The organism is Allobosea sp. TAF32, from assembly GCF_052113585.1.
Taxonomy (GTDB): Bacteria; Pseudomonadota; Alphaproteobacteria; order Rhizobiales; family Beijerinckiaceae; genus Allobosea.
Window position 1 is genome coordinate 504,305 of record NZ_JBFRDM010000003.1, and the last position, 22,026, is coordinate 526,330.

General features: G+C 60.5%; 28 protein-coding genes and 1 pseudogene. 9 read left to right on the plus strand and 20 right to left on the minus strand.

The window, feature by feature from the left end; genetic code table 11:
* The first annotated feature begins 17 nt into the window (after nucleotides 1-17).
* Entirely contained in the window at nucleotides 18-1,868 is a 1,851-nt protein-coding gene (locus tag AB4Z16_RS09830; protein WP_441511144.1) for a TniQ family protein, read from the plus strand.
* Here AB4Z16_RS09830 and AB4Z16_RS09835 read toward each other — a convergent pair.
* The gene (locus AB4Z16_RS09835; protein WP_441511145.1) at nucleotides 1,865-3,001 is read right to left on the minus strand and encodes an HNH endonuclease; all 1,137 of its coding nucleotides are present in this window, start codon (nucleotides 2,999-3,001) and stop codon (nucleotides 1,865-1,867) included. The genes AB4Z16_RS09830 and AB4Z16_RS09835 overlap by 4 nt on opposite strands.
* Before the next feature lie 364 nt (nucleotides 3,002-3,365).
* On the opposite strand from AB4Z16_RS09835, the pseudogene AB4Z16_RS09840 reads away from it, so the two are divergent.
* The 5 genes and pseudogenes from AB4Z16_RS09840 to AB4Z16_RS09860 all read left to right on the plus strand — a co-directional run.
* Nucleotides 3,366-4,127, plus strand: a pseudogene (locus AB4Z16_RS09840) (phage terminase large subunit family protein); the annotation flags it as partial.
* Between the two features lie 131 nt (nucleotides 4,128-4,258).
* Nucleotides 4,259-5,440, plus strand: coding sequence for a phage portal protein (locus tag AB4Z16_RS09845; protein WP_441511146.1), 1,182 nt, complete (start codon nucleotides 4,259-4,261; stop codon nucleotides 5,438-5,440).
* Nucleotides 5,437-5,637: a hypothetical protein gene (locus tag AB4Z16_RS09850; protein ID WP_441511147.1), complete on the plus strand. Its 201-nt coding sequence runs from the start codon at nucleotides 5,437-5,439 to the stop codon at nucleotides 5,635-5,637. The genes AB4Z16_RS09845 and AB4Z16_RS09850 overlap by 4 nt, the downstream gene beginning before the upstream one ends.
* Nucleotides 5,638-5,809: 172 nt before the next feature.
* Nucleotides 5,810-6,316 (plus strand): HK97 family phage prohead protease, encoded by a 507-nt coding sequence (locus tag AB4Z16_RS09855; protein WP_441511148.1) that lies wholly within the window; start codon nucleotides 5,810-5,812, stop codon nucleotides 6,314-6,316.
* A gap of 20 nt (nucleotides 6,317-6,336) precedes the next feature.
* Complete coding sequence (locus tag AB4Z16_RS09860) at nucleotides 6,337-7,455, plus strand: phage major capsid protein (RefSeq protein ID WP_441511149.1); 1,119 nt, start codon at nucleotides 6,337-6,339, stop codon at nucleotides 7,453-7,455.
* A 175-nt stretch (nucleotides 7,456-7,630) separates the two neighbouring features.
* Here the strand turns inward: AB4Z16_RS09860 and AB4Z16_RS09865 are convergent, their stop codons facing one another.
* Nucleotides 7,631-8,008, minus strand: coding sequence for a hypothetical protein (locus AB4Z16_RS09865; protein ID WP_441511150.1), 378 nt, complete (start codon nucleotides 8,006-8,008; stop codon nucleotides 7,631-7,633).
* A gap of 185 nt (nucleotides 8,009-8,193) precedes the next feature.
* Entirely contained in the window at nucleotides 8,194-8,355 is a 162-nt protein-coding gene (locus AB4Z16_RS09870) for a hypothetical protein (RefSeq protein ID WP_441511151.1), read from the minus strand.
* Nucleotides 8,356-8,463: 108 nt separating this feature from the next.
* Between AB4Z16_RS09870 and AB4Z16_RS09875 the strand changes: the two genes are divergently transcribed.
* From AB4Z16_RS09875 to AB4Z16_RS09885, 3 genes are all read left to right on the plus strand, one after another.
* Complete coding sequence (locus AB4Z16_RS09875) at nucleotides 8,464-8,898, plus strand: helix-turn-helix domain-containing protein (protein WP_441511152.1); 435 nt, start codon at nucleotides 8,464-8,466, stop codon at nucleotides 8,896-8,898.
* Entirely contained in the window at nucleotides 8,889-9,698 is an 810-nt protein-coding gene (locus AB4Z16_RS09880) for a hypothetical protein (protein ID WP_441511153.1), read from the plus strand. The genes AB4Z16_RS09875 and AB4Z16_RS09880 overlap by 10 nt, the downstream gene beginning before the upstream one ends.
* A 106-nt stretch (nucleotides 9,699-9,804) precedes the next feature.
* Entirely contained in the window at nucleotides 9,805-10,110 is a 306-nt protein-coding gene (locus AB4Z16_RS09885) for a hypothetical protein (protein WP_441511154.1), read from the plus strand.
* Here the strand turns inward: AB4Z16_RS09885 and AB4Z16_RS09890 are convergent.
* From AB4Z16_RS09890 to AB4Z16_RS09970, 17 genes are all read right to left on the minus strand, one after another.
* Nucleotides 10,092-11,111, minus strand: coding sequence for a hypothetical protein (locus AB4Z16_RS09890; protein WP_441511155.1), 1,020 nt, complete (start codon nucleotides 11,109-11,111; stop codon nucleotides 10,092-10,094). The two genes, AB4Z16_RS09885 and AB4Z16_RS09890, sit on opposite strands and share 19 nt — an antisense overlap.
* Nucleotides 11,111-11,830 carry a PhoH family protein gene (locus AB4Z16_RS09895; protein WP_441511198.1) on the minus strand — a complete coding sequence of 240 codons (720 nt, stop codon included), beginning with the start codon at nucleotides 11,828-11,830 and terminating at the stop codon, nucleotides 11,111-11,113. Before AB4Z16_RS09895 ends, AB4Z16_RS09890 begins: the two co-directional genes overlap by 1 nt.
* Nucleotides 11,790-12,077: a hypothetical protein gene (locus tag AB4Z16_RS09900; protein ID WP_441511156.1), complete on the minus strand. Its 288-nt coding sequence runs from the start codon at nucleotides 12,075-12,077 to the stop codon at nucleotides 11,790-11,792. Before AB4Z16_RS09900 ends, AB4Z16_RS09895 begins: the two co-directional genes overlap by 41 nt.
* A 4-nt stretch (nucleotides 12,078-12,081) precedes the next feature.
* Complete coding sequence (locus tag AB4Z16_RS09905) at nucleotides 12,082-12,348, minus strand: hypothetical protein (protein WP_441511157.1); 267 nt, start codon at nucleotides 12,346-12,348, stop codon at nucleotides 12,082-12,084.
* 117 nt (nucleotides 12,349-12,465) lie between these two features.
* Complete coding sequence (locus AB4Z16_RS09910) at nucleotides 12,466-12,708, minus strand: hypothetical protein (protein ID WP_441511158.1); 243 nt, start codon at nucleotides 12,706-12,708, stop codon at nucleotides 12,466-12,468.
* Nucleotides 12,705-13,451, minus strand: coding sequence for a lysozyme (locus AB4Z16_RS09915; protein WP_441511159.1), 747 nt, complete (start codon nucleotides 13,449-13,451; stop codon nucleotides 12,705-12,707). The genes AB4Z16_RS09910 and AB4Z16_RS09915 overlap by 4 nt, the downstream gene beginning before the upstream one ends.
* A gap of 48 nt (nucleotides 13,452-13,499) precedes the next feature.
* Complete coding sequence (locus tag AB4Z16_RS09920) at nucleotides 13,500-14,591, minus strand: PIN domain-containing protein (protein WP_441511160.1); 1,092 nt, start codon at nucleotides 14,589-14,591, stop codon at nucleotides 13,500-13,502.
* Between the two features lie 64 nt (nucleotides 14,592-14,655).
* Entirely contained in the window at nucleotides 14,656-15,216 is a 561-nt protein-coding gene (locus AB4Z16_RS09925; RefSeq protein WP_441511161.1) for a hypothetical protein, read from the minus strand.
* Between the two features lie 14 nt (nucleotides 15,217-15,230).
* A complete protein-coding gene (locus AB4Z16_RS09930; protein WP_441511162.1) occupies nucleotides 15,231-17,384 on the minus strand; it encodes a phage tail fiber repeat family protein in 2,154 nt (717 codons plus the stop codon).
* Complete coding sequence (locus tag AB4Z16_RS09935) at nucleotides 17,384-17,995, minus strand: phage adaptor protein (RefSeq protein ID WP_441511163.1); 612 nt, start codon at nucleotides 17,993-17,995, stop codon at nucleotides 17,384-17,386. Before AB4Z16_RS09935 ends, AB4Z16_RS09930 begins: the two co-directional genes overlap by 1 nt.
* A gap of 58 nt (nucleotides 17,996-18,053) precedes the next feature.
* Nucleotides 18,054-18,302, minus strand: coding sequence for a hypothetical protein (locus AB4Z16_RS09940; RefSeq protein WP_441511164.1), 249 nt, complete (start codon nucleotides 18,300-18,302; stop codon nucleotides 18,054-18,056).
* Nucleotides 18,299-18,607, minus strand: coding sequence for a hypothetical protein (locus AB4Z16_RS09945; RefSeq protein WP_441511165.1), 309 nt, complete (start codon nucleotides 18,605-18,607; stop codon nucleotides 18,299-18,301). The genes AB4Z16_RS09940 and AB4Z16_RS09945 overlap by 4 nt, the downstream gene beginning before the upstream one ends.
* Before the next feature lie 58 nt (nucleotides 18,608-18,665).
* Entirely contained in the window at nucleotides 18,666-19,562 is an 897-nt protein-coding gene (locus AB4Z16_RS09950) for an SU10 major capsid protein (RefSeq protein WP_441511166.1), read from the minus strand.
* Between the two features lie 56 nt (nucleotides 19,563-19,618).
* A complete protein-coding gene (locus AB4Z16_RS09955) occupies nucleotides 19,619-20,644 on the minus strand; it encodes a hypothetical protein (protein WP_441511167.1) in 1,026 nt (341 codons plus the stop codon).
* A 27-nt stretch (nucleotides 20,645-20,671) separates the two neighbouring features.
* Complete coding sequence (locus AB4Z16_RS09960) at nucleotides 20,672-20,962, minus strand: hypothetical protein (protein WP_441511168.1); 291 nt, start codon at nucleotides 20,960-20,962, stop codon at nucleotides 20,672-20,674.
* 9 nt (nucleotides 20,963-20,971) lie between these two features.
* A complete protein-coding gene (locus AB4Z16_RS09965; RefSeq protein WP_441511169.1) occupies nucleotides 20,972-21,754 on the minus strand; it encodes a hypothetical protein in 783 nt (260 codons plus the stop codon).
* On the minus strand, nucleotides 21,754-22,011 hold the full coding sequence (locus AB4Z16_RS09970) for a hypothetical protein (protein ID WP_441511170.1): 258 nt from the start codon (nucleotides 22,009-22,011) through the stop codon (nucleotides 21,754-21,756). Before AB4Z16_RS09970 ends, AB4Z16_RS09965 begins: the two co-directional genes overlap by 1 nt.
* Nucleotides 22,012-22,026: the final 15 nt, after the last annotated feature.

Here is a 22,026-nt window from a genome sequence, read left to right on the forward strand (position 1 = left end):
TGTGGTTCCGTCACCACGTGGAGGAACCAGCCTACGGTCTCCTGGCTCGAACGATCGAGAAAAACCTTCCGGGCACGTTCTCTGCGCGATTGGCCGATCTCGGTGCATATGGTCCGATTTCGGTCGACAAGGCCAACGTCGCTGAGATCGCGCGGTTGTGCCATGCCGATCCGAAAGCCCTGGAACGATCTACGCCCTGGGGCGGGCCGAAATATGCGACCGTGCTCCGCGAGCGGTTTCGGCGCGACGACTTCACGGTCTCTCGCCGACGGTGGTGTTCCGTCTGTCTGTCGGAGCATGGCTGCCATTTGGGCTGGTGGGACCTGACCATCGTAACCACGTGCCCACGGCACGGGGTCGCCCTGGTTGATCGTTGTTCCTGCGGCTCGGAGATCCATTGGAAGCGCCAAGTCGTCTTCAGTCGCTGCAATTGCGGCCGCCCTCTGGCTGAGGCTGCGTCGGTGAGCCTCGTTGGAGACGAGGGATCGAGTGATCGCTATGTCGTCGGAAGGCTGACGGGCGTTGACCCGAAGCGGGTGCCGATTCTGGATCGTCTTCCCCTGCTGGATGTCATCGAGGTCCTAAGAAATGTGGGCCACCTTTCCATCAGGCCCATGGCGAAGAGGCGCGCGCTTGAGACCGAGATGGGATTCCGGCGCTTGCTCGACGCGGGGTACGAGGGGGTGGAAAGCTTTCCGTCGTCCTTTCGAGCGCTCTTGGACAGCAAGCTGGCCGAAGCCGTCGTGCCGGAAGGAAAGTTCGGGTCGCATAGAGTCTACGGACACACTTTCTCGCGTTGGCTGGCAGATAAAGAACCGGCATCCCTTCGGGGCGCCCTGTCGACCGAGGTGCGGGCGCACGCAGCGCGCCATCTCAAGCTGCAAACGCCAACGCTTTTTGGCGCCGCGGTTGACCGGCAGAGGGTAGGCCTGATCGAGGCCGCCGCAATCTGCGGTGTGAATTACGAGCGCATGAGGCGGATTCTCAATTCTAAAGGATTTTTGCCCACGGGGGCCTTCGATCGCTCGGCAAGCTTCGAACGAAGCGTCATCGAGGAGATCGCATCCACGCTGAGAGGAGCAGTGACGTTCAAGAGTGTTGCCGACGAGCTGAACGTAGGGCTGCAACGCGTGCGACAATTGATCGAGGCGGGGGTCATCCCTCAGCCGATCCTGGACAAGAAAGGTTCATCATATATGCTCATGCCCGCCGATACGGCTCGGGTATTGATGAGCCGACTTCTGTCCGCAGTAACGCCAGAGGCCGATACCGGACAGAGGAAGCCGATTCCGCTCGCCACCAAATCTTTCGGGATCAGCATCGCCGATGTTGTGGCGGAAATCCTGACGGGGTCGATCGCAGCCGTGGGTGTGCTTCAGGAAGAAAGAGGGTTGAACTCAATCCTTGTCGATGTCGCCGGGAAGCGGACGGCCCGCCGTATAGCTACCTCCGAAACCATGACCGCTGGCGACATCATCAGAACGTATGGTGTCAGTGGAGAGGATGCTGCCGGGCTTCTGAAGATCGGCGCCATCGCTGCCAAAAGGGGTGGTCACGCGTGGGAGGTCGACAAGGAGGTCGCGTGCGAGTTCTTCCGCGTCCATACTTACCTCGGCCCGTATGCGAAAAGGCTGAAAACGAGCGTAAGGTATCTGGCGCATCGTCTCGAAGCCGCTGGGTTCCAGCCCGCGTACGCGCCGCCGTCGACGGCAAGCAATTTCTACAAGCGAGCCGACGTGGAGGCTTATCTAAACCAGGAAGGATGGCCGCCTAAGGATTGGCGAGTCGAGTGTCGTCCTCCGGAAGGAACCTATGTGACATTGGCGCCGGGCTCGGCACTCGCTCGCTCAGTTTCGCAGAGGCCTTAGCTCTCAGCCAGGGCTTGGTCTGCGTGCCCGTCATTCTGGTCAGGGCTTCGCTCTCGGTACTTGGCTGCATGAGCCTCGGCATCGTCCAGCTTTGCTTGACGGTAGGCCATGTCGAATTCGCTCGGCTGGCCCTTGTAGGGCACCGAGCTGAACAGGCTGACCTGGAGGTCGTAAACCGATGCGGCGATCTCGCTCTGCGTGACGGAGTCAGCCCCCGTCACCGTATCGAAGTCGATGGGCGTGTCCGGATTGCCCAGCATTTCAATATGGTCGGCGTACTGCCGGAAAAGCGCTCCAAAGCGGCCCGCACCGCCAAGCGTTCGTTCTGCGATCCTCGAATCAAATAGGTTCGAATGCCCCAGGTACCCGCCTTGGAAGGCAGGATCGTCAGTCGGCTGCTTGATCGGCTGATATAGCCAGACGACGGGCTTGAAGAGCTTCAGTTCCGTGATTGGGTCGCTGATCTCCTTCTCGTACCCGAAGTCGTTGAGGGCCAGGCGCCCGGCATCCGGACCGTCGGCGAGATAGGTCATGCTCTTGGGGTAGGGCAGGCCGCACCCTTTCGAGCAGAAGAAGTCGGACGACGCATTCAGCAGCAGGATGTTATTGATCCTGAGGCCGTAGCAGCTCGGCATGCTGTTGAAGATCAGGCTATCGCTTCCGAGCAGATTGATGCCCTGGTTGTCGCTATCGAACACATACACAGCGACCATGCGGTCCTTTTGGCCCATGCGAGCCGAGATGTGGAAGTTGGGCGTTATCTCGATCGGGTGGTTCTCGATCATATGGCGAACGAGCCAAGCTCCGATGCGCACCTTGTCGAGCCAGTCCAGGAGCTCGACGTAGTCGGCGACGGTTAGGGCTTCGCAGCGCATAAGCGTTTCAACGACAGGCTTTATGCGCGCTTCCAGGCTCGCGAACTTGTTGTTGCAGTCATCGCAGGCAGGCGCGACGAAGTTGGACCAAGAGTATTTTATGATTTCCTTTCCCTTGGCGTAGTTCTGTCCGAAGTTCACAACCCGCTTTGGATCGCCCGTCGCCTCGAGGAGCCAATAGGGCACGACGTGCTCTCGCGTCTTTGTATTCGGCACTTTGCCGCAGAATACACAAAGGCGCTTATCGTTGAGTGCCATGGCTGCCTATCTCGCCCCAAACTTCCAATGGCCGCCGCCACGCGGAATGATGCTACGATGAACTAGGCCCGTTCAACCAGCCCGCCCCTGGCATTCCTCCTGGTCCATCGGCGCCGTCAACTTCGGACCGAGCGCTTTGCAGCCGAACCCGTGAATTCCTTTCGGGCAACGGTCCCGAAGAATTCTAGCCACTTGCATGCCTGAGATTGGAAAACCTCGCGAAACCGCATTCCACTTTATGGGTCGAAACCCGGATGCGAGCGCAGCTTATGAGTCCAACCGGTGAATGCTTATGGGCCCTAGAGGACGGCGAAACCTCGGCGAATGGGGGGAAGGGATGCGCGGGATATGGGTCAGATCACAGGTCATCACGACGACGCCGCGCCCGGTGCCGCTGGTCAAGCGCCTGCTGGCCGAGCCGCATGTCGCGGTCAGCCGGGCGAAGACGCGGGACAATCGTTTCAACCTCGCCGCGGACTTCGTCCGTACCGTCACCGAAACCTATGGCGGGACGCGCCTCGGCCGGCAGGAGCTCGATGGCGAGATCGTCGAGGAGAGCCCGGACGCGCTCTGGACCCGCGCGATGATCGAGGCGGCTCGCGAGCGGCAGCATCCGCCGCTCGCCCGCATCGCCGTTGCCGTCGATCCACCGGCCTCCTCCTCGCAGCGCGCCGATCGCTGCGGGCTGGTTGTGGCCGGCATCGATCGCGACGGCATCGGCCATGTGCTGGAGGATGCGACGCTTGCCGGCGCACGGCCGCAGGAGTGGGCCGAGAGGGCCGTGGCGCTCTATCGCCGGCACGAGGCGGATGCGCTGGTCGTTGAGGTCAACCAAGGCGGCGAGATGGTCGAGAGCGTGATCCGCGAGGTCGATGCCGGCGTTCCCGTGCTCTCGGTGCGGGCAACGCGCGGCAAATACCTGCGCGCCGAGCCGGTCGCCGCGCTCTATGCGCAGTGCCGCGTGCGCCATGCCGGCACCTTCCCGGAGCTGGAGGACGAGATGTGCGCCTTCGGGCCGCGCGGCCTCGAAGGCGGCCGCTCGCCCGACCGGCTCGACGCGCTCGTCTGGGCGCTGACCCATCTGATGCTCGCGCCGAAGGGCCGGCCGCGGGTGAGGGGGATGTAGAGGCGTCATTCTCGGGCGCAGCGAAGCTTCGACCCGGGAATCTCATGACGAGAGGGCGCTGGTTTCCGAGATGGTCGGGTCAAGCCCGACCATGACGCCACGTCGTTTCACGCTCCAACAGCGAGACCTCCATGTTCGATTTCCTTCGCAACCTGCGCGGCCGAGCCGCGCCGGACCAGAAGCGCTCGCGCGTCGGGCCGCTCATCGCCTTGCACGAGGCGGGGCGGGCGGTCTGGACGCCCCGCGATTATGTCGCCCTGTCGCGCGAGGGCTATGAGCGCAACCCGGTGGTGCATCGCTGCATCCGCCTGATCGCGGAGGCCGCGGCGCAGACGCCGCTCGTCGCCAAGGTCGCAGACCGCGAGATGCCGGAGCATCCGGCGCTGGCGCTGGTCGAGCGGCCCAATCCCCGCCAGGGCGGCATCGCCTTCCGCGAGATGCTGTTCGGCCATCTGCTCGTTGCCGGCAACGCCTATGTCGAGGCGGTGAGCACCAGTCGCGAGCCGCGCGAGCTCTATGCGCTGAGGCCCGACCGGATGCGCGTCGTGCCCGGCCGCGACGGCTGGCCGGAGGGCTATGACTACACCGTCGGCGGCGACACGGTGCGTTTCAGGCAGGATGAGGGCGAATTGCCGCCGATCCTGCATCTGACGCTGTTCCACCCGGTCGACGACCACTATGGCCTCTCGCCGGTCGAGCCGGCGGCGAGTGCACTGGACATCCACAACGCCGCCAGCAATTGGCACAAGGCCCTGCTCGACAATGCCGCAAGGCCCTCGGGCGCTCTGGTCTATGACGGGCCGGAAGGCGCGACGCTGACCGAGGCGCAGTTCGACCGGCTGAAGCAGGAGCTGGAGGATTCCTTTCAAGGGGCGCGCAATGCCGGCCGCCCGCTGCTGCTTGAAGGCGGTCTCGACTGGAAGCCGCTCTCGTTAACCCCGGCGGAACTCGATTTCGTCTCGGCGAAGGGCGCGGCGGCGCGCGAGATCGCGCTCGCTTTCGGCGTGCCGCCGCTGCTGCTCGGCCTGCCCGGCGACAACACGCACGCCAATTTCGCCGAGGCCAACCGCGCACTCTGGCGCCAGACCGTGATCCCACTGGTGAGACGCACGGCGCAGTCGCTGGCGCAATGGCTTGGCCCCGCCTTCGGCGATGACCTTTTGCTGGAACCTGATCTCGATGCGGTCGAGGCGCTCGCAGACGAGCGCGAATCGCTCTGGCGGCGCGTCGGCGCGGCGAATTTCCTCGACGACGACGAGAAACGCGAAGCGGTCGGCTACGGCCGGCGCGCCTCCGGGAAGGAGCAATCATGAACATGCTCGACCAAATCGTTACGGCCTTCATCGGCCGGGCCGATGTCGGCCATCTCGGCCTGCTGCTCTGGGCCGCGAGCGCCTCCGGCCTCGCCTGGCTCGTCCTACGCGAACTGACCGCGGCGAACCGCCGCTTCGACGACTTCGTCCGCGAACTCAACCGCTTCAACGCGCGCCACGAGGGGGATCCATCATGAAGGGCAGCAGCGATGCCAAACCGCCATCGACCAGGCCGGGAACCGGCCGGCCACAGCCGGCCAAGGCGCGCCCCCAAGGCGTGACGACGGAGACCTTCAGCAGCTTCGTCCGCACGCTGGCGAAGCTGGAGGGAGGGAGTCCGCAAGCCGGCAAAGGCGCGGAGGGAGGCCGATGAACGGCCCGCATCGGCTTCCACTCGAATCCAAGTTGCTGCCGCTGCAGCCGGCGCGCGTCATGCCGGACGGGGTCTTCGAGGGCTATGCCAGCCTGTTCCGCATCCCCGATCTCGGGAAGGACGTGGTCGAGCCCGGCGCCTTCCGCGATAGTCTCGCCCGGCGCGGGCCCTCCGGCGTCAAGCTGCTCTGGCAGCACGACCCGGCCGAGCCGCTCAGCCGCTGGCTGAGCCTGAGCGAGGACAGCCGCGGCCTCTTCGTGCGCGGCCGGCTTTCGCTTGCCGTCGCCCGCGCTCGCGAAATCCATGCCCTGATGCGGGAAGGTGCGATCGACGGGCTGTCGATCGGCTTCCGCCCCGATCGCGCCCGCAACGAGCCCCGCTCCGGGCTGCGCCGGCTCGAGCGCGTCGATCTCTGGGAGGTCTCTATCGTGACCTTCCCGATGCTGCCCCAGGCCCGGATCAGCGCCGTCAAGACGGCCTTCCGCAACCTCGCTTTCCTTTGACCTTCACCCGAGGAGAATCCATGACCCATCTCGACCATGCTCCGGAGACCAAGGCGGCCGGCGCCGACCTCGCGCTCGCCTTCGAGGATCTGCGCTACACGCTGGATAGCTATCGCGCCGCCAATGACGAGCGCCTCGCCGGGATCGAAGCTCGCAACAGTGCCGATCCGCTGACCGAGGAGAAGCTCATCCGCATGGATGCCGCGCTCGACGACACCATGCGCCGCATCGACCGGCTGACTCTCGACCGGGCCCGCCCGCCGCTCGGCCAGGACGGCCCGGCCCGCGACCCGCTCGTCGCCGAGCACAAGGCGGCCTTCGCGGCCTATGTCCGCACCGGCGAGGCCGGCGGCCTGAAGCGGCTGGAGGCCAAGGCGCTTTCCACCGGCTCCGGCCCGGATGGCGGCTACCTGGCGCCTTCGACCGTCGAGGGCGAGATCCTGCGCCGCCTGGCCAGCGTCTCGCCGATCCGGTCGCTGGCGACAGTGCGGACGATCTCGTCGGGCACCTACAAGAAGGCCTTCTCGACGACCGGCCCGGCCGCGGGCTGGGTCGCGGAGACCGCGGCGCGCCCGCAGACGGGTTCGCCCACCCTGGCCGAGCTCTCCTTCCCGGCGATGGAACTCTATGCCATGCCGGCCGCGACGCAGACGCTGCTCGACGATGCCATCGTCAACATCGACCAGTGGATCGCCGAAGAGGCCGAGAGCGCTTTCGCCGAGCAGGAGGGCGCCGCCTTCGTTAATGGCGACGGCACCGACAAGCCGAAGGGCTTCCTCGCCTACCCGACCGTAGCCGATGCGAGCTGGGCCTGGGGCAATATCGGCGTGCTCCACACCGGTGTGGCCGGCGCCTTCGCCGCCTCGAACCCGTCCGACGTGCTGGTCGACCTCGTCTACGCGCTGAAGGCCGGCTATCGCCAGAACGCTTCCTTCGTGATGAACCGCAAGACGCAGGCCGCTGTCCGCAAGTTCAAGGACACCACCGGGATGTATCTTTGTATTGCGCACTCAACCAAAAGCCAAGCGACCAAACGCAAAAAGCCGCCCCGAAGGGCGGCTTTCTGGTGGAAGCGGGTGCTGGAGATGTGCGCGATCGTCAGCGCGATCGTCGGGGTGGTGCGGCTGTTTCGCTCTTAGTGCCGAACGATGCGCCGGGTGATGTGCGCCTTGATGGCGGGCAGCGAGGTTGGATCGAGCCGTCCATTGCGAGCCGCCGTCTCGGCCCATCCGATCGCCTTCAAGGCTTCCGTAGGGCTGTAGCTGATCTGCCGAACCCATTCGGTGGTGGACCGGGGCTTCGGAGACCGGCGCTTCATCTGACGAGACTGAGGAGACGGGCGACCAAGCCGTTATCGCGGGGATGAAGATTGTGCGGCATCCCGGCATATTCCCGGAGATAACGCAGTCCAGCTTCCGTGAGCCCGAAGTTCTCCCACATGCCGCGCGCGCCTTCCCAAGCCTCCCACTGCGAGTACCAGACCAACCCGTTCGCGACCAGATCGAAGAGGATTTGCTGAGCGCCCGGAACATTCCGCTGGAGCCAATCGAAGCTCACGTCCGGGAACACCTCGCCCGTGTTGATGAAGTCATCGTCTTCGATGGCTCCGAAAACGAAGCCGCGAAGAGCGTTCATCTGCTCGAACGACGGCCAGAAATTGGGGTTGTGGTCCTTCTTCGAGAACACGTTCATGTCATCTTCTTTCTATGTTGACCCGCTCACCTTTCTTTAGGGTCGGGTTTGGCTTCGACAACTGAACGATCTCACGGATAAGCCGGAGCGCAACTATATTTTCTCGAATTAACCATTTTTGTTCTGGCGGCTCTCAAATTAGTTGCGGGATTTCGAATCCGTGAGAGCCTTTTCGCCCCCCGGCCTCACCTGAACATCATCGTGAGGTAGACCGCGTCTTCCCGGTTGCGGAGCACGACGAGCAGGTCAGGGCCGGACGCGCTGAAGAAGACCGGGGTGATCTCGCTTTCGTTCAGGACCAAGAGCACGTCCGCTCGATCGCTCGCGTCCAGGCGGATGTGAAACATCCCGTTCAATTCTTGGATCATGGTGAGGCCCCGCCGTGTTGTCGTTGGTGCGGAACCATTACGGATCGAGAGGGTATATGTCAACGTGATTGCGCAACTGTTCGGCATATGAGGCTTGACGAGGCGGATGAGTTCCGTAATGGTGGCGACATGAACAGCGATCAACTCAAAGCATGGCGGTCTGCCAACAAGCTGAGCCAGGGCGACTTGGCCTCGAAGCTGAACATCAGCCGGGACGCCGTCTCGAACTACGAGCGCGGCGTCCAGCCCGTCCCGAAGACCGTGGAGCTTGCGACTGCGGCTCTTAGCATCGGGATCGAGGAATTCGACGGTAGTCCGATCAGGCTCGATCAGTTCAAGGTGATGTCGAATTACGGCGTCGAATGGATCGAGAGCTTCACCGGGGGCTGGCGCTCAGCGCCGCAGGCGATGGGCACGATTGCGGAATGGTTCCGCAGCCAAGGTATTACCATCGGCGAAGACGGGCTGGTCAGCACCACCCGGACCGACGTGGCCATGATGATCACGATGAGGTGGCGCTGATGCTGTCGCCGACTGCGGAGGCAGTCCTTGCTCAGGAGACCTTCGGGCTCACCGAAGGCTTCGAAGTCATGGAGCGCTTCAAGGACGACCATAAGGTGAGCCACCACGTCTGGTGCTCCCTGATCTACGGGCGGGAGCGTTCGATCGAGGATTGTATCGCGCGTCTGCGTGAAGCTGATGCGCTCCAGCAGGAGGATGACGAGCGATGGGATTCGCTTGACCTCTGTCGCAACCAAACCGTGGACGATGTTTGGCGCTGGTACAATGCCGGTCATCGTCATGAGCGCGGCGTCCCGCTCCCGCTGGTTGCGCAATGGATTGCTGCGGTGAAGGCCGCAGGGCTCCAGCCGAATACCGTCAAGAAGGCCGTGAAGCGGTTCGACAAGATGCTGATCAATCATCTGTCAGAGCAGGAAATCCTGGACTGCTTCGCAAACCCGGACACGCGCGACCGTGCGAAGCAACAGGTGCTTTGGTGGCGGTCGCAGAAGTTGCGGAGCGGCCGGGGGCTCACGGTCACCGATCAGGATATCGCCCAGGCCATGCGCGACGCTCTGAAACTACTTGGCTACCCGTATCAGGTCCAGACGCCCGTCAGCGTGACCGGCGAGGGCATGAGGCCGTGGTTGAAGGAGACTATCGGCAAGCAGCGCGACGACTGGCTGTATCTGAGCGGGAAGGACTTCACCGACCGCATTCCGCCGATCTGGCGCGCGGGTCTGAACACGCGCCCGGTCCTCCACATGTTCGGTCTCAAGACCGAGCAGCACGCGTTCTTTTTCAAGCTGAGGTGGCGCTGACGAAAAAGCCGCCCCGAATGCGGCTCCGGGACGGCTCCACATGATCTTGACCATCATGCCACCCCGGAGGGGTGGCATTTTCTATGCGACGAAGTAGAGTCGAACAATGGTTGAGGTGATCGATCTCAAAGACCGTCGTGAACGCGAACGGTATCGTCGTGAACTGATCTGGCTCCTGAAATGGGAGCCGAAAGGCACGATCGAAGACTGGCTCCTCAAGCTGGAGGACGCCGTCGAAGCCTTGTTCTTCCTGAACGAACTCGAACAGGCCAACCCGAACCTTCCCGCAGAAACGAACGACGCGATTGCCGCGCTGATCGAGCAGATGACGACCCTTCGAGAGCGCTACAACCTGCCGCCCAGGGCGACTGGAGTGTTCCCGGAAGGCTTTGTCTACGACGACGAAACCTGAGCCCCCACGAAGCTCTCCCAACGCTCCAGCAGATCGTCAGGACCCACCGTCACCGCGCCCTCAGGCTGCGGATGGACCGGGGCGGTTCGGAAGCCGCCGTTCTGATCGGCCGTGTCGTAGCAGGATGCGAAGACCGCCTCGCGAAGATCACGGTCACCGTCAACGTCAACATGGTCGAGGACCACTCGATAGAGCCGCAGCCGCACACGCTGTTCGTTCCAGATCGATTGCAGGCCGTCAGGGAGCGGCTCACCAGCCTCTTCCCAGGCGCGGGCTGAGGCTGGCCGCAGATCGTCCACGGACGCCGCCGTGACGATCCTGCCGCTCGTGTACGCGCCCATCAGCATGGTCTTGGACACGTTGGTCCCGATCGCCCAGGGGTACTTTCGAGCGAAAGCCGTGGCCCGGATGATCCCGATGGGACCGCAGGACAAGACCTGTTCGAGATCGACCGGGTCAGGATCAGTCCAGAACACCAGCGACCGGCTGATCAACGAGCGGTCCGGGGTGGTCCAGCCCATGTCGTAATCGACTGTCTCCCGACGAACGAACGGGCCGTAGTCGTCATGGCCGAAGGCAAGCTGGGCATCGGCCTTGCTCTTCGTGAGCGGCATGAACCACGACATGAGATCGACGATGTCGGTCGTCGAGAACCAGCGGTAGCAGCGGTGAGAAAGACAGGTCGCGAAGCCGTCGAAGGCGGTCTTGAGCAGATCGTGGCGAGGACCGGGCTCGACGATCAGCCTGAGCTTGTCGAATTCATGCTTGGCCGTCAGCAGCCGATAGGCGGCATCCGCGATCGAGGCGGGATCGTCGGTGATCCAGACGTTGAACGCGCTGACCGGGGCAAGTGGCTGCTTCCCGAAGGTAATCGCAGGTGCCCGGAAAAGGCCGGTGAGAATACCCGCGACCGGCTCGAACGCCACGTCGTGTCCGAGCATGAGGAGATGAACCGCGTCGCGAAAATCGAGCGGGGTGCGAAGCTGAAGGAAGGCGTCCATCACAGACCCTCGCGATAGAACGCTTTCACCCATGCTGCCGTCAGGTCGGACCGGACGATGTCGTCCATGGTGAATTCGATGATCGGGACCGGGATGCTGTACTTCTTCGCCAGATGCACGATCGCGCGGAGCCCGGACCCTTCCTTCAAGTCGCACTGCTGGATATCGCCGTTCAAGACGACCTGACACCGTTCACCCATGCGGGTCATCAGCATCTTCGCTTCGTGCGGGGTGAGGTTCTGGACTTCATCGACCAGCACGAAGGCGTCGTGGAAGCTGCGGCCCCTCATGTATTCCATCGGGGCAAGCTCGATCTGGCCGTTCTTCAGCGCGATCTCGAACGCGGCCTTGCCCATGCGCTCGGACATGGCTTCGACCACGGGCTGGCACCAGAACAGGAACTTTTCGTCGAGAGTGCCGGGCAGGAAGCCAATGCCCTTCGCGGCGCTGACGGCAGGGCGGGTGATGATGACCTTGTCGATCTCACCGGCACGCAGGCGATCAGCCGCCCAGGTCGCGGGAATCCAGGTTTTGCCGCAACCGGCCGGGCCGGTGACGATGATCTGTTCCGAGGACCGAAGCGCCTCCAAAAACAGGCTCTGGTTCTCAGTGCGGGGGATGATCGGGGGAGGATTGCGTTCTGCCTCGAACTTCGGCTTGCGGCGAGGCTTGTCGTCTTCAGGCAGACGACGGGGGGTCTTGCGGGATGTTTTTGTCATTCTCTGCGAGTTGGTGGAAGGCCAGGGCGTAGATTTCCGCGCTCTTGGCACTCGCGATGACATTCTCGGCAGCTACGGTCCGGTCAGACTGAAGAAGCTTGCCGATCTCTTCGAGGGCACGAAAGTCCGTATAAAGGTTGTTCTCACGCTTGGCGTAGATTTCGGCGAGATCAACGAGGATGTCGTTGAGCGTGCTGATGGCGTGATTGTACCGAATGATACAGGTGAGGAGCGGGTCGTAAGCCACACTATTATTTAGGCATCCAGCCGCTGAATTTAATTACGACCATACTGATAAGGGCGGTGACGACGATTCCGAGAACCTTCGTGACGATCCAGAAATTGGCGGCTTCGAGCTTCTTTACGCGTTCGTCCACCGAATCCAGCTTTGGTTCGAGTTTGGCGGTCGTCGAAGAGATGGTCTTCAACGTGAGGTCGATGTCGGTGAGGCGGGCGTTCAGAAGCTCCAAGGTAGCTTCGAGCTTGCCGATCGTTCGCTGAAAATTATCGTCGGACATAATTAGGGATTGCACCATGCCTTTTGCCGGGCGTTATTTTCTTTGACTTCGGTGATGGTTCGATCCGTATCCTTCTTCGACCATGTCACTGGTGTCCAGGCGGAGCAGACGAGCCCGTTAGTCTCTACGGTAGCCGTCGTTGTGCTCACGCAGCCGGTCAGGGCTACGCAAGTGATCGCGGCGAGTACGATCTTGCGCATTGGTAGTCTTCTTGAGTTTGTCGATTTCTTGGGTGGTGATCTGCTGGACCACTTCGTTCTTGGCGGTCTGGCGGATTTGAAAGCGCCAGACGCCGAACATGCCCAGGCCGCCTAGAGCGGCGAGGGCGATCATCAGCATGCGGATGGACAGGAGGTTCACAGACGAGCCTCCTGATCCTTGAAATGGGAATAGGCGAGATAGGCGAGGGCTCCGGCGACGATCAGGCCGCACCAGATGCCCAGGGCCTGACTGGAGAAGATCGTGTCGATCAGGCTGGAATGTTTATCGGCGAGATCGCTCGCCTTATCGATGACCGCGCTGCCGCCAGCCGTGACGATCGTCGCGCCTGCCGCGACTTGCTTGCCGGTCAGGGTGGTCTCGCCCTTGGTGGCCTCGATCATGGCGGACGGGCTCACCGGCTCGTGGCTTTCGGCGCTATCGGATCGGAACATGGCTTGTTCGGCGTCGCGACGGTTCTGGAGACCGGCGTTCTTCTTCTTCCCGACCATCACCCAACGATCGAACTGAGCGCAGGCGGAATCGTAGCGGCCCTGATTGAGCAGCTTGACCAGCGTGGAATCGCGGAAACCAACCGGCCCGCGCTTCTTTTTTGTGGTCGTCGGGTCGTTGCCTTCGCCAATGTTGTAGCAGAGGCTGACAAGAGCGTCGTACTGGCCCTGCGTGAGCGGGACGTGAACTGACTTGGTGACGCATGCTTGGAAACGAACAAGGTCCTCGCGAAGCATACGCTCCGCTTGGGCCTTGGTGATCTTCATTCCAGGCTGGACGCCCGTGGTCGTGCCCCAACCAATCGTCCACTTACCAGCGTCACACTGATATGCAGTCGAGCGATACCCTTCCCATTGCTTGATTAGCGCGAGACCGCGCTCTGACAATTCCATCCAATATTTAGCATCGGATGGCCCAAAAAGTGGGTCAGGTCAGTTCTGCTAGGCGAGATAGAGGTGCGGCTTTCCGCTGATCTGTATGTCGCCGAAAATCGGATCGCCGTCGTCGTAATCCTCGCGCAAATTGACCTTCAAAGTGAGTTCGAGCGAAACGGCGACCTCGGTGTAGCCTTCTGCTTCGACATAATGTTCTTCGGGATCGCTGGCACTCACGCTGACCCACTCCGGCAGATCATAGATTTCCGACTTGAAGACGTAAAAGCCGATCAAGCACTCCGACGTGAACGAGACCGTGCACGAGAGAAGTCCCTTAGAAAATTCATGCTTTTGGTCGATCGTGAGGCTATCAACATCGCCGTACATGAGGATGTCAGCCGCCTGATTGTCGCTCGGAAGGCTAACGTCTCGGACCGTGCGTCCAATCAAAATTGTATCAATATTTGCAATGACGTAATCGGCAATCTCTTCGTCCATCACAGCCGTGAGGCCGTCCTTCACCGAGTCCCAATGCTTGGTTAGCTTGGTTTGGTGTTCTGCATTCTTCACGATCGGATTAGCCAGGAAGTGGTCGATCTTCCCCAAGACCGTTACGTCGGGGAGGGTTTCGCACGCTTTAGTCAGTCGATTATCGGCGCACAAAATGAAGAGGCCCGGCTTTTCCTTGGCTAAATCCTTGATAGTCTCGAAGATATGGGCGTCGGGGAGGTCGTTGCGATCTTTGGCGTTCACGAATGGCGGCTCGCCCTTGAAGTACGATGCCCAGGCGCGAGCCATCTGCTCAGGGGAGCACTCGCGTACCTGAATGCTGTTCTCGGTGCAGAGATTTTTGAACGTGAGTTGAGACAAATCTTCTGCGTTGGTCGCCTTTTGAATTTCCAGATCGAGCGCTTCGAGGATCGACTTCTCGGAATCGGGTAGGAGCGAGGCCGCTCGAAGCGCCTTGAGCGACTTGATCAGCAGGCCGTGATTTTCTTCATACGCATGACGCCACTGCGTCCGAACCTCATGATAGGCGGTTTCGGGGATGTACAACTCGATCGACGCGTCTTTCGCCAAAGCGAACAAGCTGAGCATCCGCGCCGAGTTCCAGCCCGCTCCCTTGAGAACGCTCGTATCGATGACGACAGCAACCATAGCGAATCCAGACGGGGCAATTGAGTTTGCCTCTTAGAGCGTCCCGACCAGCCGAAACAAGCCTTCAGACGCCTTCCAGCGCAGCCGCGATGAACAGATCGTCGATCTGATCGTCGGTCAGTTCGAGTTCCATGCCGACCGCCATCACGTAGGGATTGTATCGCTCCCAATTCAGCGAATTTTCGAACCAGATGCGGACTTCTTCCAGCGGATGCGCGGCAACCGCGTCCCGTACCGGCTGAAGCAGTCCGCCCTTGTAGAGCGCCATGAGCGCCTGACCGCGCGTTACGAAGGCGGGGGCGGTCGGGGGGAGGTCGATGAACTCACCGGTTGCTAAGTCGAAGACCTTCCTGAACAGTGCGTTCTTGTCCTCAACGGACCCTGTCCAATCGGTCAGGACGACGACGCGTGAGTTGGCCGGGTTGAGTTGATCCAGATCGTCACCACGGAAAACAACCTGTCCGTCCGTGTTCAAGCACAGAGCCAGACCGGTTGGTCTCGACGGGGCGTGCGCAACGGTCTGATACCAGTCATCGCCAGATTCGTTTTGATACCGGGCAAATACAACGCCATCGGCTTCGCTTTTAAGAGGCGGCCCCCAAGAGCCGAGATCGATATAGTTCATAGTATGTTCAGTTCTTACTCAACAAAGCAGTTGACCCATCCGCCCCAAGCCGGGATGTGCTGCTGAAGGGTACGATAAGCGAAAGTCTGAGCACCGTAGAGTGTGCCAGAAGCTCCAGTGAATACGCCGGGTGCTACGCTGCCCATTCCACCAGTCCCGCCGTATTCGCCGTATCCGACCATGCGAATACGATGAATTCGGTCGTTAACATCAGACTGTTGGCTGCTGTGTAGGCTGGCCGCGTAGTTGTTGGCTTCATCGCGACGCGCGGCTGACCACGCGTTAGCTCGATCCTCGATCCGCGTGTTCAGATCGCCAAGCTGCTGCGTCCAGATTGCACCGCCCGGAGTAACGTAGAAGTGGTTCTGACCACCACCATCTCGGACAATGAAAGTACCCGATGCATCCAACCAAATCTGCGTGTGCTTTACTCCACCCCAATAGAAATTGAGGATTGGATTTGCTTTGTTGATCGTCAGGTCGCCGGTCATCGTGTCGCCGGTCTTGGTGATCTTGGCATCCAAGGTGCTTTGAAGGTTCGTCACATCCCCGATGACGTGCGTATGCGAAATATTGGCCTTCGTGGCCGGATCAAAGTTGCCAGCGTGCCAGACAATCTTTGTGCCCATATCCGCATAGAAATTGCCGTCGATACCGAAATGTCCGTCATTGGACAGCCAAGCGACATCCTTGTTAGCCTTTCCAGAGAAACCAGCGCGATACCAACGAAGGGCGTTACCGTAGGTGTAGTTGGCAAACAGGCTTCCACCGCCCTCGCGAGAATGCAGATTAAATGCACTATCCGCGCCGGACATGGTGAACGAGGATGCGCCGACCGACTCGAAGTTGACGGTTGCCCAAAGTGACGCCTTGGTGTTCGGATCGAAGTTACCTTCGTGCCAATCCATTTTACCTGTGTCGCGGCTCTGGTTCTGTTTGAGCGCGATACCACGAGGGAAGTAGAGAACGGCGTTGTCACCATTCTTGTGACACAGCGGCACCCAATCCGGCATTGGGTAGGCCGCACCGTGGTTGTGCCTTACGATGCGGATACCGTGAGCCAAGCCGCCGCCATTCGCGTAGAACAAGGACGGATCGAACCAAATGGAGGCCCAATCCTCCAACGGGATGCCGTTCGCATCAGCCGTCACAGTGGTTCCGTCCGTGCACGTGATCACGGTCCCGGATGTCGGGCAATTGATATCAACCCACGTTGCGCCGCCGTTGGCGATGGTGATGAAGCGAGCGGACCACTTCACCCGATAGTCGTTACTGACCGAGATGATACCGCCACCGTGGACCTGCGAAGCCGTCTTGAGCTTATAGGGGGCGTCTCCAGGCGCAAACCGAACATCAGATTGAGCCTTGGTGTAGTACGATGAAGGATCAAACGAAGCGGCAGCCGCAGCGCTCAGCGCCGCGAGGTTCTTGAAGTTCTCTGCGTCGTCCCGATAGGCAAGCGTTGTGTCCCGGTAGCCGAGCGCTTCCTGAGCGTAGCCCCAAGCATACCCTTGGTGCGTCTCCGCCCCGGCCTTCGCCGCCTCTGCACCAGTTCGAGCCGTCTCCGCGTCGTTGCGATAGTTGAGGGCAGCGTCCTTGTAGTTGTTGGCGTTGTTGGCGTGACCAGCCGACCAATCCCTAGCCGTCTCCGCTGCCGCCTTTGCAGCCTCAGCGGCCAGCCGGTTGGTATAGGAATTCGCCTCGTTGGCAGCGGCATTCTGCTGGTTCGTCCATGCATTGGCCTCACTGGTGGCTGCTGCATTCTTCAGCGCCAGAGCCGCCGCAGCGCTGGCTGCGGCTGCATTCTGAGAGGCCAGCACACTAGAGGCCGAAGCCGCAGCGTTCGTCTCCGAGACGGCCGCAGCATTCTTCGAGGCCAGAGCAGCCGAAGCGCTGTTGGCCGCGTTCGTCGCGCTGGTGGAAGCCTCTGAAGCCTTCGTGGTCGCGGTCGCTGCCGAATTGGCCGCAGAACTCTCACTGTTGAACGCAGCCAGGGCAGAGGCCGCAGCCGCATTCTGCGAGGCCAGGGCGGCCATAGCGTCTGCATCAGCCGAAGCAGCCGAAGCCGTCGCGGATACCTTCGCCGCATTCACTTCGGCCAGGAGATCGATCGCGGTCTTGAGATCGGAGACGGACGGGTTGTTCCCGTAGAAAGAAGAATTGGCCATCAGTCGTGTTCGTCAAACGCAAAGCTGTAGGCGCTGCCAAGCTGAGCGTTCGAAAGCTCATCGTACGCGGCCTGATTGTTGAGGTCGGCAATCCCCTTCACGAACTGGTCCTGGAAGAGGTTCAAGCGCTGGTCCAGGTAGTAGCGGCAGGCATTGACCATCGCGCCCGCGATGATGATGTCGCTACCGATGTCGGTGAGCCAGTTGGAGTCGGACGGATCGACCAGATTGCTGAAGTTCCGACCGTAGTTGATCGTGATAACCGAGTTCTCGGACGGCTTCGGACCGATCAGGAACTGAGCGCCTTCACGAACGAAGTAACGGGGAACACCAACCGTCTGGGAAAGGCTTTTGACGGTCGTCACATCACTACGACGCACTTCCTTCCCATCAACCTGGAGGGAGATCAGGCGCAGGTAGTCGTTCGGGATATCGAGAGCGCCGAAAGCCGGGCCAACATCGATATGGAGCAGCCCTTCGGCGGCAGGAACGATGATCAGGCGCTGAGCGCTCTGGATCGACTGTTCAACCCACGCCTTGTACATGGCAGGCGGGGTCATATTGCGTTTCAGCGTCTTCGCGAAGATGTCGAGGATTTCACCATAATTCATAGACGTATTTATCGAGGACCAATAAAAAAGACCCGGACGAACCGGGTCTGAAAGTCTGTTATTCGCCGCTCGCGGTCTTCTTCGGACGCTTCGATTTCAGCGGGGATTTCTCGATACTGACGCCGTCGAGAGGCCCGTGAACCTCTTCCACGATGTACTGGCCAGGGTTCGAACCGGCATACGTCGCGTAGTGAGAGTTGATCTCGTTCAGGCGGTCCAGTTCGTCCGTAGTGGTCACCTCGAAGTGATAGACATCCTCAAAGGAGCCATCAGCGATGGCCTTTTTAAGCTTAAAATATGCGCTCATTTCAATCCAATGTTGCGGTGATCAATGATGAAGCAGTCAAGGCCCTCAGCACGAAGACGAGCCTTGGTTCGTTCGGCTCCTTCCTTCTGCATGTCGAAACCTTCGCGCATCCACTTGTTGTAGATGGCCTTCGGAACCGAGACCTGAACGGTATAGCCTTCGCCGTAGCGGCGTCCGGCCTGTTCGTTGCGGATATCCTTCAGGAAATCGAGGTGGTCCTGAGTGATTTCCTGCGTATTTTCGATGATCAGCGAGCCTTTTTCGTCGCCGTCATGGAAATGCGTCTGTTCTTCGATGAATTTCATATGCTGGAGGGCAGGAAAGGGTGAAAAAGGGAGAGCCCGGAGGCTCTCCCTCTATTGGTTAGGTGGAGCGGCGGATCAGGGCCGAAGCTTCGCGATGCTTGTGCTTCAGCGAGAACTCGCCCTTCACGAAGAACGTGGTGGCGTCGCCGTTCTTGGCCAGCGTTTCGCGGGTCCACGGGCGCAGTTCCAGGTTCTTCCACATGTCCGTCTCGAACACGAGCGAGTCACCAGCCGCCAGGAAGCGGTTCGGGATGACAGCGAGTTCGCCGAGCGGGCCGACAACGAGATCGACGCGATCGATGAAAGCGCGGTCCTTGGTGCCGTTCATGACCGAGCGGGTACGGCCAGCCGAGATATTGAAACCGGCAACGGTGTCGGTATCGGCCGGGGTGACCATGAGGATGTCCGGGTTCGAGCCTGCGGTGTAGCAGATCGACTGAGCGGTCTTCACGTTCGCAGCGCTGAGCGGGGTCGAAGCGCCGCCAGTGACGACGATGTTGCCAGCCGCGATCTGCGCCTGGACGCCTGCAAGCTGACGAGCAACCGAGGACGAACCGACAACGGCAGTCTGCTTCGTACCAACGAACGCGTGTTCGAGGTCGCGCTTAAGCTGCTTCGAAGTCTTGTCCATCTGGTACGCGGCTTCCTTGGCACGACCGTAACGATCGATAGCCTCAAGGCCGTCAGCGATCTTCACCGCCTCAGACAGAATCTGAGAATAGTTCTGACGCATGGTCGTCGGGACAATCGACACGTCAGCCGCGTCGTGACCGTCAGTCTTCGCATTGACCGCAACAGCACGAAGAGCGTCTTCCTGCCACTGAACGATCTTGTTCTTGATCTTTTCCTTGCCGATCATCGACTGGAAAGGGGTGTCAGCCGGGCTGAGATTGGTGATGATGTCCGAGACATCTTCCTTCGCGCCGACCACATCATAGGTGGTATAAGTAGCCATTTTTTCCTTATTATCGTTGGACTATTTCTAGCCGTGGTAATGTTCTTTTTCTGTTGTCACTTACCACGCCAAAGATCGAGCCATGCGTCTGTGGAGTCAGAGCCGCCGTTCTTCTTGAAGTTATCAAGAGCCTTGCCAGATCGGGTTTCGCCGACGCGGGAAGGATCAGATGTGACCTTGGACTTGACCACCTTGTTGCTGCTCTTCTGAACCACGCTCGTCTGTGCGACGGCCTTGTGGCCCTTCCGATACATCATCGCGTCGTGGAACAACTGGATTTTCCAGGGCTCGACGGCGGCATGTGCCTCCGACTGCGGAATTCCATATTGCGTCACGGCGTAGTCAAACATCTCGTCCACGAGCGCTTCCGAATAATTCGGAATGGGGCTGTCCGGTCGCGTAAAATGCGCGTGGGTGGCCTTCGCCGTAGTCTCAATGTATTCGTCGAACGACTTCTGGCGACGCACCTTGGCTTCGTCGAGGGTGGCTTTCAAGTCTTCTTCGAAGACCATAACGTCCTCTGCCGCCTGGATAGCTTCCTCTTTCGTTCGTTCGTACTCGTCCGGGCTCATCTGGTGACTTAGGGCAATGAAGTCCAAGTTCTTGTAGGGCTCGAAGCGATCAAGCGCACGACGGTAGGCTTTGTTTGCGCGAACAACGAGGTTCTCCGCATGAGTTTCTAGCGTCTTGCGATGTTCGGCGTTCTCCTGCGCTTTGCGCTGGGCCGCCTGTTCGAGACCATGAGACTTCACAAGGTCGCCGATGCGGAGTTCTACTTCCTTACCGTCGATCTTGCGCTTGATGACCTTGTCGTCGGGAATGTCAGCATAGCTAGTGCTTTCCTTCCTTCGGCCGTCATCATCATGGGGCTCGTTGTCATCATCTTCATCGGACTCGCCTTCGGGTAGGTCTTCACCATCCTCCAACTCATCGTCATCCGTTTCTGACGGGTCCTCTTCGGGGGCAGATGGGCTTTCGCCGTCCGCCTTCATCCAACGCTTGAGGAATTCATCCGCACCGGTTTCACCAGTGCCAAGGTCTTCAACTGTCACGTCCTCGCGGATAGTGTTGTCTTCTGACATTTTACCTATTTATATCTGGAGTAGAAATCAGATACCGGAAGGATCGTCGGTATCGTCCTGGTTTGGCTCTCCAGACAGTTCTTCACCCGCAAGCAGTTTATCTCTCTGCAAAACGAGGTCCTGAACCGAATTGGAGAAGTAACGCAATCCGTTATACGTCTGATACGCTTCCTCGCGCTCTGCGGTCTCGTTGAGAGCAGTGGCGAGGATGCGGTTGCCAAGTTCTTTGGAAAGGTGATCGACAAGATCGAGGAAGTCGTCGGAACGAAGGATGCGTTCGGCCTTCGCTCCGAGATCAAAGATATCGGATGGCGTCATTATTATTATTTAGCCTGCACCACCGAAAAGGCCCTTGAGCCAGTCGAAAGCTGACGTTTGGGTGCCGCCCGCGCCACCGGCACCGAAGGCGCGCATCATGCCGCCAACCGTCGAGTTCGGGTCGATGTTGAAGCCGGGACCACCTTGGCCCTGACCACCCTGACCACCTACAGGGGTGTTGACGTTCAGGTCGTTCGGACGGGACGGCGGCAGAGGCACGCTCGAACCATCTGGAAGGGACGCAGTCTGAAGCTGCTGAGGCGTGCCGAAGTCGTTGACACCCGTGCCGCCGTTGAATTGCGAAGCGAGAGCCTGGGCGGCCGGGTTCTTGAAGCCGGGGATGACCGGGGTGTTCCAATACTGACCCGGCTGATGCTGACCACCCATGGCACCCTGATAGCCAGCCGGTCGCGTCTGCCAGATACCACGGCCCATGTCGTCCTCTGCCTGGAAGGTCTCCCAATCAGGCTTCGGCAGGGCAGGTGCAGGGGCAGGAGCAGCCTGCGGCGCAGCCGCTGGAGCCGACGTGAAAGTCGGGTTCGGCGGACGCTTCCGCACATTGACGATTAGCGGGTTGCCGCCTTCGTCCGGCTGCGGATTCGGCGCGAACGGACCATCACGACGCATACGGTCGGGATCGAGCATCGGCGGGGAAGGGGCCTGAGCAGGCGGAATCCACGGCAGATCGATCCGCAGCGGCTCCGGTGGAATGGCCGGGTCGGACGGGCTCTGCATGCGCGGCCGGTTGAAGGCCGGGTTCCGGTTGTTGAAGTACGGATTGAACGGGTTCATCAGCGCTCATCCTTCTCGAACGAGGCCAGCAGAGCCGGGGGAGCCGACGACTTCTTCTTCGGAGCCGCCTCCTTCTCCAGGTTCTTCACGGCCTTGGTCGCGGTCTTCGACATGACGGGCGCGACCTTCTTCTTCGAGGCTGGCTTCGCCACGCCCTTCTCAGCAGCCTTCACGGTCGCGGCTGCGGTCGCGGGGTTCTGAACCTTCGCGGTGTTCTTGTTGAAGCGAGGCTTCTTATCCCAAGCTGGGCGTGGCATTTAAGTTTATCTCCA